Consider the following 11,556-nt stretch of genomic DNA (forward strand, 5'->3'; position numbering starts at 1 on the left):
GGGCGCTGCACGGCGGATCGGCGATGGTTTCATCCGTATCGCTGGCGCTGCGGCGGCTCCAACGGAAACGGCCGGCTTGCGCCGGCCGTGTTCTTCAGTGCAGCGTCACCGGCTGCTGCGGCGAGGCGTCCAGGCGTTCGATCACGCCCTGCATCGCGCTGTCGAAGGCGCCGTCGTCGGCCACGTGCATGCGCAGCCGGCCCAGCCGCACCATCACCGCCAGTTCCTCCGGCGAGGCCACGCAGAAGCGCACGCCGCGGCGGTTGACGAACAGCAGGCGCGAGGAGATCGGGCTGACCCACGACAGCTTGCCCGGCTGCACCCGGCCGTCCTTGTCGATGAAGTCCAGCCAGGTCCCGACCGGCAAGCCGCGGATGTGGTCGGCGTCGGCGTTGTCGAAGTCCAGGGTGTCGGTGCCGGCGACCAGCTCGATCGGGCTGCGCTCCACCGGCGCCGGCTGCGGCAGGGCCACCGCCGGCAGTTCCGGCAACGGCCGCTCCAGCTCCGGACGTGCATCGGCCACCGCCTGCAGGGTGTCGTGCAGGGCGCCGATCGCCGCCTCGGCCGCGTCGCCGTGCAGGCCGACGCTGGCGAACACCTTGCGCAGCCCCGGCTGCCAGGCCTGCAGCCACGGCTTGCCGACGATGTGGCGCTGGGCCTCGGCGACCTCGTCCAGCAGGCCGTCGGCCAGGGCCATCGACTCGACGAAGGCCTCGCCGCTGTCGCCGTCGCGCAGCAGGGACAGGGTCACGTGGTGCTGCCACGGGTTGCGCAGGAAATCGGCCACGGCCTGCGGCAGCTGCAGCCCTTCCACCCGCATCGAAAGCTCGGAATCGGCGCGGTTGCGGGCCAGTTCCAACCGCTCCTGGCCGCGCTGGATCTCGGCGGCGCGACGCTCGGTGATCTCGACCCGGCGGCGGTGCTGGTCGAGGAAGTCGCGGAACTCCTCCTCCAGGGTCATGAAGATGGCCAGGTTCTCGTTGAACTCGGCCACCAGCCGCTCGATGATCTCCTCGACCTTGGACAGCAGGGTGCGCTCGGCCGCGCTCTCGCCCTGGTTGCCCTCGCAGGCCTCGGCCAGCGCGTTGAGCAGGCGCCGGGCCGGATGGGTCTTCTGCACGAACATGCGCCGGTCCAGCAGGGCCACCTTCACGAACGGCACCACCAGCCGGCCGATCAGCTCGCGCGGGCGGCCGGCCAGGTCGCGCTCGTCCAGCAGCACGTCGAACAGCATGCCGACCAGGTCGATCGCGTCCTCGTCCTTGGGGTCCAGGCGGGTGCTGGACGGATCCATGCCCAGCTGGCTGGCGTTGGACAGGACCTCGCTCTTGAGCCTCTGCGACAGCGACTCCTGCTCGTCGCCGATCGCCGCGCGCAGGGTCGCGCTGGGCGTGGCCTGCAGCAGCGACAGCACCGACAGCATCTCGCGCTGGCTCAGCGGCCTCTGCTGCGACTGCGCCGCGTGCACCCCGCCGGCCGCCTGCTCGGCGCCGCCGCGCAGTTCGCGGCTGTGCTGCAGCAGCTGGTGCAGGGCATCGAGCAGCATGCCCGGCGCGGTGCCGCCGGCGCCGCCGGGACCCGGACCGCCGGGGCCGGGCCCCATGCCGCCGCCGCCCTGGCCCTCGAAGCCGCCGCCCTGCATCGCGCCGCGGGTTTCGCTCCAGCGCTGCATGAAGCGGGCCGCCCAGGCCGGGGAGTATTCGTCGCCGCCGGCTTCGCCCCAGCCGCCGCCGTAACCGCCATGCGGCTCCTCGGGCACCTGTTCGAACAGCGCGTCCACGCCCTGCTGCCGGCCAGGCGCGGGTCCACGCGCAGGCGCCCGTGTACCCGGCTGGCCGGCCGGCAGCACGCCGGCGCGGACCAGGCGCTGGTCCAGGGCCTCGTACAGCTTGCCCACCAGCGGCGCCAGGTCGCGCTCGCACAGCTTGATCAGGACCAGGCGCACTTCCGGCGCCAGTTCGCAGGTGGCGAAGGCCTCGTGCACGGCCACGCCGATGTGTTCGGGGCCGATCGGGTTGCTGTCGGCGTCCAGTTCCAGCCCGCCGGCGATCGCGCCCAGGCGGCGGTCCAGGCGCACCAGCACCTGCTTGCAGTCGCGCTGCAGCACGCTGGCCAGGTTGCGCACCGCCAGCCGCGATTCCAGTTCGTGTTCGGGGACCAGGCTCAGGCCGGCGGCCTGGCTGGCGGACAGGGCGGCCTCGGCCGACAGCGGCGCGCCGACTTCCAGGCCCTGCCAGGCCAGCCCGAGCTGGGCGCGGAAGCGGCTGGCGATCTCGTCGCGGCGGCGGCGCAGCTCGCGCATGCCGTCCAGGAACAGCAGCTGCGAGGCGCCCGCCCGTTCGGCACGATCGAACAGGACGTCGTCGTAACGGGCCACGGCCGCCGCGAAGGCATCCCCCAGCGCAGGCAGGAAGGTGTCGCGGGCCAGGGCCAGCAGCACGGTGTCGCGGGGCAGGGATGTGGGATCGGCTTGGGTCGGACTCATGCGCGTGGCTCCCGCGCGGGCGGTGGGAACAACAACTGGGTGACTGCGGGCCCCCTTAGCCGCAATCGCATCCTACGGCCCACTCCGGCCGCCGACCGTGATCCAGTGGGCACTTCCCAATACTGCCGGAACTTTAGCGCCATCGCGTTCAGGCCGCCTCGACCGACGGCTGCAGCCGGTCCACCACGCCCTGCATGGCGCTGTAGAAGGCGTCCTCCTCGCGGTGCAGGCGCAGCCGGCCCAGCCGGACCATGGCCGCCAGCTGCTCCGGCGAGGCCACGCAGAACCGGGCCCCGCGCCGGTTGACGAACATCCGCCGGCCCGAGATCGGGCTGACCCAGGCCAGCTTGCCCGGCTGGACCCGGCCGTCGCGGTCGACGAAATCCATCCAGGTGCCCAGCGCCAGGGCCTCGAAATACTCGGCCGTCTCGATGTCGTAGCCGATCGCCTCCGGGGCCTCGTCCGGCAAAGGCGAAGGCTCCTCCACGGTCGCGGCGGGCGGCGGCTCGGGGGCCGGCGGCAACTCCGGGGCGGCCCCCCCGTCGGCGGCCAGCACCCCGCGCAGCACGTCCTGGAGGGCGCCGGCGGCGGTCTCGGCCGACGCCGGCGGCAGCCCGGCCTCGGCATAGACCTTCTGCAGCTGCGGCCTCTGCGCTTCCAGCCAGGCCGCGTCGACGGCGCGGCCGGCGCGGGCGTCGGCATGGACCCGCAGCAGGCCGTCGGCCAGCTCCAGCGAAGCCTGCAGGGCTGGGCTGTCGCCCTCGCTGCGCAGCAGGATGCGTTCGAGCTGCTGGACCCAGGGCCGGCGCAGGAAGCCTTCGAGCACCGGCGGCAAGGGCCCTCCCTGCAGCCGCCGCTCCAGCTCGGCCGCGGCCCGGGTCCGCGAGGTGGAGCGCCGCTCCTCGGCCCGCTGCAGCTCGGCGGCGCGGCGCTCGGCGATCTCGACCCGGCGCCGGTACTGCTCGTAGTAGGCGCCGAACTCGGACTCGGCGGCCAGGAACACGCCCAGGTGCTCGTCGAAGTCCTGGACGATCCGGGTGGTGATCCCCTGGACCTGGGCCAGCAGCGCCAGTTCGGCCGCCGACTCGCCGGGGTTGCCGTCGCAGCCGTCGGCGAGCATGTTCAGCAGCCGCCGCACCGGGTGGCTGTCGCGCACGAACAGGCGCGGGTCCTGCAGGGCGACCTTGGCCACCGGCACCAGCAGCTGGCCCAGCATCGGCCGGATCTCCGGCTGCAGCTGTGACTGGTCCAGCATCACCGCGAACAGCATCGCCACCAGGTCCAGGCTGTCCTCGTCGGCCGGGTCCAGGCGCACCGTGGCCGGATCGATGCCCAGCATCCCGGCGTGGGCCAGCACCTGCCCGTGCAGGCCGTTGGCCAGCGAGCCAGTGGCGTCGATGTCGTCGAAGCCGGCATGGGCTGTGGTCTGCAGCAGGGACAGCGCCGAGCGCAGCTCGCGCGGGGACAGGCTGCGGCGCGCACCGGCCGCCTCCAGCGGCCGCCAGCCGCCGCGCCCGCGGCGCGAGGCCTGCAGCAGCCGGCGCAGTTCCGGCGGCAGCAGCTCGCGTTCGTCGCGCGCGTGCACGTCCAGCGGGTTGGCCGCGGCGGCCGGGCCACCGTTGCCGCCCTGCCACTGGCTGAAGAAACGCCCGATCCAGTCCGGGCTTTCGGCCGCCGGGGTCTGGCCCGCCTGCGGGATCCCGCGCCGGCGCGCGCGCGGCTCGGGCAGGGCGATGTCGCGGGTGAGCGCGGCCAGGCGCTGCTCCAGCGCCTCGTAGCGGGCGCCGACCTTCTCCACCAGCACCGGCTCGCACAGCCGCACCGCGACCAGCTGGGCGCGCACGGCCAGGCACATGCCCGAGAACGCGGCGTACACCGCCGTACCCAGATGCTCGGGGCCGACCGGATTGCTGTCGCCGTCCAGGCGCAGGCCGCCGGCGATCCAGCCCAGGTAGCGGTCCAGGCGCATCAACTCCGGCCGCCACTGCTGCTGGATCGCGCCGGCCAGGTTGCGCACCGCCAGGCGCACTTCCAGTTCGCTCTCGGCCACCAGGGTCAGGTCGTTGCCGCGGGCCAGGGTGCGTTCGACCGAGAGCGGGCGGCCGGTCTCCAGCGCCTGCCAGGCCTTGGCCAGGTGGGCGCGGAAGCGGGCGATCAGCGGCTCGCGCTCGCGCCGCAGCTCCTGGATGGCGTCGAGGTAATCCTTCTGCAGGGCGGCCGGGGCGCCGTCGGCCAGGGCGAACAGCTGCGGCCCCAGGCCGTCCACGGCGCCGGCGAAATCGTCGGCCAGCGGCAGCAGGATCGCGTCCCGCACCTGGTTCAGCAGGTCGGTGTTGCGGCTGGCCAGGTCGTCGGCGAAGGGGGGGGACTGCATCGGCCTCTAATACTGGGGCTGACGGGTGGACGCGCGGGTGAATGACGTGCAGGCCACCTCGCCCCGGGCGCACCCACCGCGAGGCCCGCCCGGAGGGGCGCCTATACTTCTCCAGTCATCGGCCCGTTCCGGCCGAGCTTGAGCGTTTTGGGATTATGCACACAGTTTCGGCCCTGCGAACCCTCGACCTGCGGCGCTCGGTGCCGTCCATGCAACTGGGCGAACCGGGCCCGGACGAGGCCACCGTGCTGCGCATGCTGGCGTCGGCCGTGCGCGTGCCCGACCACGGCAAGCTGGTGCCGTTCCGGTTCCTGCGCATCGCCGGCGACGCCCGCCACGCGCTCGGCGAGTTCCTGGCCGGACGCGCCCTGCAGCGCGACCCGCAGGCCCCGCCGCAGGCGGTGGAGAAGGACCGCCGGCGCTTCTCCCACGCGCCGCTGGTGATCGCGGTGGTCGCGCGCCTGCAGGCCGGGCACAAGGTGCCCGAGCAGGAGCAGCTGCTGACCGCCGGCTGCGTCTGCTTCGCCCTGCTCCAGGCCGCGCAGGGGCTGGGCTTCGGCGCGCAGTGGCTGACCGCGTGGATGGCCTACGACCCTGAGGTGGCGCGGGTGCTCGGCCTGGGCGAGGGCGAGCGGATCGCCGGCTTCATCCACATCGGCACCCCTTCGCAGGAAGCGCCCGAGCGCGAGCGTCCGGATCCGCGCGCACTGCTCTCGGACTGGACGCCGTGACCGGCCTGGGGGCCGCCGTCCCCGGCGCGGAAGCGGTGGGCCCGCCCGCTCCGCCCGCCTCGGCCGCACCGCCATCTCCACTGCACCTGGTCGATGCCAGCCTGTACGTGTTCCGGGCCTGGCATTCGATGCCCGACGAGTTCCGCGACGCCCACGGCTGGCCGACCAACGCCGTGCACGGCTTCGCCCGCTTCCTGCTCGACCTGCTCGAACGCGAGCGCCCGCGGCACATCGCCATCGCCTTCGACGAGGCCCTGGACAGCTGCTTCCGGCACCGGATCTACCCGGCCTACAAGGCCAACCGCGAGCCGGCGCCGGAGGAACTGCGCCGCCAGTTCGCCCACTGCAAGGCCTTATGCGCCGCACTGGGCCTGGAAGTGCTGGCCCACCACGAATACGAGGCCGACGACCTGATCGGCACCGCCCTGCAGCGCGCCCGCCCGGCCGGCTTCCGCGGGATCATCGTCTCGGCCGACAAGGACCTGTCGCAGCTGCTGGACGGGCACGACGAGCAATGGGACTACGCCCGCAACCAACGCTGGGGCGCGGCCGGGGTCAAGGCCCGGCACGGCGTGCACGCGCACCAGATCGCCGACTACCTGGCCCTGACCGGCGACGCGGTCGACAACATCCCCGGCGTCGGCGGGGTCGGGGCCAAGACCGCGGCGGTGCTGCTGGCCCACTTCGGCAGCCTGGATACCCTGCTGGCGCGGGTGGACGAGGTCGCCTTCCTGCGCCTGCGCGGCGCCGCCCAGGTGGCCGTGCGGCTGCGCGAACAGCGCGAGCACGCCCTGCTCTGGCGGCAGCTGACTACCATCGCCTGCGATGCCCCGCTGGGCTACGACGGCGCCGCCGCCGCGCGCGGCCAGGCCGACCCGGAGATGCTCGACGCGCTGGTGGCCAGCCTGCGTTTCGGACCAATGACCCGGCGCCGGCTGCGGGCAGCGGCCGGGCTGGGGCAGGAATAGGCGTTCCCCGCCGGCACGTTTCCCGCTTAGCATCGGCGCATGGACACTCCTCCCGACACGGACGCGCCGCGCGTCGTCTACGAAGGCCGCTACCAGCGCATGGTCGTGCGCGGCAGCTGGGAATACTCCGAGCGCACCCATCCCGGCGGCCTGGCCGCGATCATCATCGCCGTCACCCCCGACGACGAAGTGCTGTTCGTCGAGCAGTTCCGGATCCCGCTGCAGGCGCGCACGATCGAGATGCCGGCCGGCCTGGTCGGCGACGTGCATGCCGGCGAGTCGATCGAGGAATCCTCGATCCGCGAGCTGGAAGAGGAGACCGGCTGGACCGCCGAGCGGGCCGAAGTGCTGATGACCGGCCCGACCTCCTCCGGCGCCAGCAGCGAGAAGATCGCCTTCGTCCGCGCCACCGGCCTGCGCAAGGTCGGCGCCGGCGGCGGCGACGCCAGCGAGGACATCACCGTGCACGCGGTGCCGCGTGCGCAGGCCGCCGCCTGGCTGGCGCGCAAGCTGGAGCAGGGCTACGAACTGGACGCCAAGCTCTGGGCCGGCCTGTGGATGATCGACCACAACCTGGACGGCAGCCCGCGTGCGCCCTGAGCCCGAGGTCCCCGGCCTGCTGCAGGCCGGCGATCCGCCGCCATTCGAGCTGCTCAACCCGCACGGCGCCTCGCCCTGGCTGTTCACCGCCGACCATGCCGGCCAGGCTGTGCCGCGCGCGCTCGGCGACCTCGGCCTGGCGCCGGGCGAGATCGACCGCCACATCGGCTGGGACATCGGCATCGCCGGCGTCGCCCGGCGGCTGGCGGCCGAACTGGACGCCTGGACGATCCTGCAGACCTATTCGCGACTGGTGGTCGACTGCAACCGGCCGCTGGAATCGCCGACCCTGATCGTCGCGACCAGCGACGGCACCGCGGTCCCGGCCAACGCCGCGCTGCCGCCCCAGGCCCGCGCCGCGCGCGTGCTGGACATCTTCCTGCCCTACCACGCCAGGATCGTCCAGGCCCTGGATCTGCGCCAGGCGCACGGGCGCCCGACCCTGCTGGTCACCCTGCACAGCTTCACCCCGGCGATGGCCGGCATGGCGCGGCCCTGGCACTGCGGCGTGCTCTACCACCGCGACGCCCGCCTGGCGCATGCCTTGCGCGACGCCCTGCAGGCCGAGGGCGACCTGGTGGTGGGCGACAACCAGCCCTACTCGGTCAGCGACAGCAGCGACTACGCGATCCCGGTCCACGGCGAGGGCCGCGGCCTGCCGCACGTGGAGATCGAGATCCGCCAGGACCTGATCGCCGACGCCGACGGCCAGGCGGCCTGGGCGCAGCGCCTGGCGCGGCTGTTCCGGGCCTTGCAGCCGCGGTTCGTCTGAACCGGCGGCCAACAACGGCCGCAGCCCCGTGGAAATCGGTTACATGCGGGCTCGTCCTGCGGCGGCCCGATCCGGCATACTCGGCCGGCTCCCGTCTTCATCCCCCGATCGACACGATGCCCGGTTTCCGTTCGACCTCCGCGTTCCTGGCCGTGCTGGCCGCCGGCCTGACCGGCTGCGGCATGCACCGCGACATCCCGGACCGCGCCGCCTTCGAAGCGTTCGATTCCTCCAGCACCTATTCGCGCAGCTTCGACCATTCCCCGGCCCAGACCTGCGAGGCCGCGCGCCGGGCCCTGCTCAGCCAGGGCTTCGTGGTCGGCCGCGCCGAGGCCGACATCGTCGAGGCACGCAAGTACTTCCAGCAGGACGAGAGCCACGAGCAGGTCGAGTTCCGCGCGGTGTGCATGCCGCAGCTGCGCGGCGATCAGCAGACGGTGGTGTTCGTCAACGCGGTCCAGGACCGCTACGCGCTGCGCAAGAGCAACACCTCGGCCAGCCTGGGCGTGAGTGCGCTGGGCTCGGTGTCGCTGCCGATCGGCTCCAGCGAGGACTCGCTGGTCAAGGTCGCCAGCGAGACCCTGCAGGACGACACCTTCTACAAGCGCTTCTTCGCCGTGCTCGAGCGTTTCCTGCCCGAGCACGCCGAGCGGCCCGCGCCGCGGACCGCGGCGACCCAGCCGGCGCTGTTCCCGATGCCGCAGTACCCGCAGCCGCAGCCGGCCGAACTGGCACCGGAGCCGGCGCCCGCGGCCACCGAGGCGCTGCCCGCGCCGCCGCCGTTGTAGGAGCCGGTCTTGCCGGCGACCGTAGAGGCGGACGGATCACTGGCACCCGGTTGCACGCAGACGCATCCACCATGGCGGTCGCCGGCAAGACCGGCTCCTACACGAAGGCGTCGGTCGCCCGCACCAGCGCGTCCACGTTCTCGGCCTCGAACGCCGAATGGCCCGAGGCCGGGGTGATCTCGAGCGTGGCCTTCGGCCAGGCCTTGTGCAGCTCCCAGGCGTTCTGCAAAGGGCAGACCACGTCGTAGCGGCCGTGCACGATCACCCCGGGGATGGCGGCGATGCGGTGGACGTCGCGCAGCAGCTGGTCCTCGACCTCGAAGAAGCCACCGTTGACGAAGTAGTGGTTCTCGATCCGGGCGAAGGCCAGGGCGAACTGCGGGTCCTGGTGGCTGCTGACGAAGTCCTGGTCGACGTGCAGGAAGCTGGTCGCGCCCTCCCACACGCTCCAGGCGCGGGCGGCGTCCAGGCGGGTGGCCTCGTCGTCGCTGGTCAGGCGGCGGTGGAAGGCGGAGATCAGGTCGTGGCGCTCGACCGGCGGGATCGCGCCGATGTAGTGCTCCCAGGCGTCGGGGAACAGGCGGCTGGCGCCTTCCTGGTAGAACCATTCCAGTTCCCAGCGGCGGAGCATGAAGATGCCGCGCAGGACCAGTTCGGTGACGCGCTGCGGGTGGGTTTCGGCGTAGGCCAGGGCGAGCGTGGAGCCCCAGCTGCCGCCGAACACCTGCCAGGCGTCGATGCCGAGCTTTTCGCGCAGCTTCTCGATGTCGGCGACCAGGTCCCAGGTGGTGTTGTCGACCAGGTCGGCATGCGGGGTGGAGCGGCCGGAGCCACGCTGGTCGAACAGGACGATGCGGTACTTCGCCGGGTCGTGGAAACGACGCATCTTCGGGCTGCAGCCGCCGCCGGGACCGCCGTGCAGCAGCACCACCGGCTTGCCCTGCGGGTTGCCGCACTGTTCGTAGTACAGGGCGTGGCGGTCGTCGACCTGCAGGATGCCGGTGTCGAACGGTTCGATCTCGGGATACAGCGTGCGCATGCGGGGGTTCCTGCGAAACGGTGCGGGCATTGTATCGGGCGCGGAATATGGCCCGGCCCGGCAAACGGGTCATCCGGCGGGTGGCGACGACCTACACGGGACGGCGGCCGAGGGTGACGCGGTCGCGCCGCTCCAGGTCGGGCACGGTCCCGACTTCGGCGAAGCCGTTGTCCCGCAACAGCGCGCGCACCGCCGCGCCCTGGTCCAGTCCGTGCTCCAGCAGCAGCCAGCCGCCGGGCACCAGGTGCGTGGGCGCCGCGGCCACGATCGTGCGGATCGCATCCAGGCCGTCGGGCCCGGATGCCAGCGCGCGCGCCGGCTCGTGGCGCAGGTCGCCCTGGGCCAGGTGCGGGTCGCCTTCGGCGATGTAGGGCGGGTTGCTGGCGATCAGGTCGAAACGGTCGCCGCCCAGGGCCTGGCACCAGTCGCCGCGGCGGAACCAGACGTTGTCCAGGCCGGCGGCCTGGGCGTTGGCCACCGCCACCGCCAGGGTGGCCTTGGCCACGTCGGTGGCCACCACCGCAGCCAGCGGCCGCTCGCTGGCGATGGCCAGGGCGATGGCGCCGCTACCGGTGCCCAGGTCGGCCACGCGTGCCGGCTCCTGCGGATCGAGCCGGGCCAGGGCCAGTTCGACCAGCAGTTCGGTCTCCGGGCGCGGGATCAGGGTGTCGGGACCGACCTGCAGGTCCAGGGTCCAGAAGCCGCGGCGGCCGGTCAGGTAGGCGACCGGCTCGCCGCCGGCGCGACGCTCGACCAGGGCGCGCACGGCAGCGGCCTCGGCGGCGGCCACCGGGTCGGTGGCGTGCGCGAACAGCCAGGCGCGGTCGCGGCCGAGGGCATGCGCCAGCAAGGGTTCGGCGTCCTCGCGGCCGATCCGGGCGGCGGCTTCGCGCAGCAGCTGGTCGACGCGCGGCGATTCAGGAGGGGGGGCATTCATGGCGACAACGATGGGCCATGGATATGGATCTGCCAATGTCGGTCGGGTCCGCGCGGCAACGCACCAAAGAAGCAACAGTGAAATCCGATAGACAATAACTATCTATTCAATGCCATCAATCGATTTGATCTGTCTATCACTCCGGCCTAGCATGGCCGCCATCCCCTCCACCCACCCCTAGAAGGACCGACCCATGTCCCTGATCAACACCACCGTCAAGCCGTTCAAGGCCACCGCCTTCCAGAACGGCGAGTTCATCGAAGTCACCGACGCCAGCCTGAAGGGCAAGTGGTCGGTCCTGATCTTCATGCCGGCCGCCTTCACCTTCAATTGCCCGACCGAGGTCGAGGACGCCGCCAACAACTACGCCGAGTTCCAGAAGGCCGGTGCCGAGGTCTACATCGTGACCACCGACACCCACTTCTCGCACAAGGTGTGGCACGAGACCTCGCCGGCCGTGGGCAAAGCCCAGTTCCCGCTGGTCGGCGACCCGACCCACCAGCTGACCAACGCCTTCGGCGTGCACATCCCGGAGGAAGGCCTGGCCCTGCGCGGCACCTTCATCATCAACCCGGAAGGCGTGATCAAGACCCTGGAAATCCACGACAACGCGATCGCCCGCGACGTCAGCGAGACCCTGCGCAAGCTCAAGGCCGCCCAGTTCGTCGCCGCCAACCCGGGCCAGGTGTGCCCGGCCAAGTGGAAGGAAGGCGCCCAGACCATCGCTCCGTCGCTGGACCTGGTCGGCAAGATCTAAGCGCCGCACCGCCCTTCCCGCATCACGCGGGGAGGGCCTCCCCCCGGCCCGTTCCAAAGGCCGGGAGTGGATGGAAGCCATCGTACCCACGCCGCTGCCGCGCCA

General features: G+C 72.5%; 10 protein-coding genes. 6 read left to right on the forward strand and 4 right to left on the reverse strand.

Features of this window, described 5'->3' with window-relative positions:
* Positions 1-94: 94 nt before the first annotated feature.
* A complete protein-coding gene (locus CSC62_RS04615) occupies positions 95-2,485 on the reverse strand; it encodes a DUF1631 domain-containing protein (RefSeq protein WP_162404999.1) in 2,391 nt (796 codons plus the stop codon).
* A 148-nt stretch (positions 2,486-2,633) separates the two neighbouring features.
* Positions 2,634-4,859, reverse strand: coding sequence for a DUF1631 family protein (locus CSC62_RS04620; protein WP_162405000.1), 2,226 nt, complete (start codon positions 4,857-4,859; stop codon positions 2,634-2,636).
* A 155-nt stretch (positions 4,860-5,014) separates the two neighbouring features.
* On the opposite strand from CSC62_RS04620, the gene CSC62_RS04625 reads away from it, so the two are divergent.
* The 5 genes from CSC62_RS04625 to CSC62_RS04645 all read left to right on the forward strand — a co-directional run bounded on the left by CSC62_RS04625 (position 5,015) and on the right by CSC62_RS04645 (position 8,718).
* Positions 5,015-5,590 carry a nitroreductase family protein gene (locus CSC62_RS04625; protein WP_162405001.1) on the forward strand — a complete coding sequence of 192 codons (576 nt, stop codon included), beginning with the start codon at positions 5,015-5,017 and terminating at the stop codon, positions 5,588-5,590.
* A 35-nt stretch (positions 5,591-5,625) separates the two neighbouring features.
* Positions 5,626-6,558 carry a 5'-3' exonuclease gene (locus CSC62_RS04630; RefSeq protein ID WP_246194196.1) on the forward strand — a complete coding sequence of 311 codons (933 nt, stop codon included), beginning with the start codon at positions 5,626-5,628 and terminating at the stop codon, positions 6,556-6,558.
* 39 nt (positions 6,559-6,597) lie between these two features.
* A complete protein-coding gene (locus CSC62_RS04635) occupies positions 6,598-7,158 on the forward strand; it encodes an NUDIX hydrolase (protein ID WP_162405002.1) in 561 nt (186 codons plus the stop codon).
* The gene (locus tag CSC62_RS04640; protein ID WP_162405003.1) at positions 7,148-7,930 is read left to right on the forward strand and encodes an N-formylglutamate amidohydrolase; all 783 of its coding nucleotides are present in this window, start codon (positions 7,148-7,150) and stop codon (positions 7,928-7,930) included. The genes CSC62_RS04635 and CSC62_RS04640 overlap by 11 nt, the downstream gene beginning before the upstream one ends.
* Before the next feature lie 116 nt (positions 7,931-8,046).
* Positions 8,047-8,718: a DUF2242 domain-containing protein gene (locus CSC62_RS04645; RefSeq protein WP_162405004.1), complete on the forward strand. Its 672-nt coding sequence runs from the start codon at positions 8,047-8,049 to the stop codon at positions 8,716-8,718.
* Positions 8,719-8,815: 97 nt separating this feature from the next.
* Here CSC62_RS04645 and pip read toward each other — a convergent pair whose 3' ends face one another.
* A complete protein-coding gene (pip, locus tag CSC62_RS04650) occupies positions 8,816-9,757 on the reverse strand; it encodes a prolyl aminopeptidase (RefSeq protein WP_162405005.1) in 942 nt (313 codons plus the stop codon).
* Between the two features lie 91 nt (positions 9,758-9,848).
* Complete coding sequence (gene prmC / locus CSC62_RS04655) at positions 9,849-10,694, reverse strand: peptide chain release factor N(5)-glutamine methyltransferase (RefSeq protein ID WP_162405006.1); 846 nt, start codon at positions 10,692-10,694, stop codon at positions 9,849-9,851.
* A 193-nt stretch (positions 10,695-10,887) separates the two neighbouring features.
* On the opposite strand from prmC, the gene ahpC reads away from it, so the two are divergent.
* Positions 10,888-11,451, forward strand: a complete 564-nt coding sequence (gene ahpC / locus CSC62_RS04660; RefSeq protein WP_162405007.1) for an alkyl hydroperoxide reductase subunit C — start codon at positions 10,888-10,890, stop codon at positions 11,449-11,451.
* The last annotated feature ends 105 nt before the right edge of the window (positions 11,452-11,556 follow it).

The organism is Pseudoxanthomonas jiangsuensis, assembly GCF_010093185.1.
GTDB classification, from domain to species: Bacteria; Pseudomonadota; Gammaproteobacteria; order Xanthomonadales; family Xanthomonadaceae; genus Pseudoxanthomonas; species Pseudoxanthomonas jiangsuensis.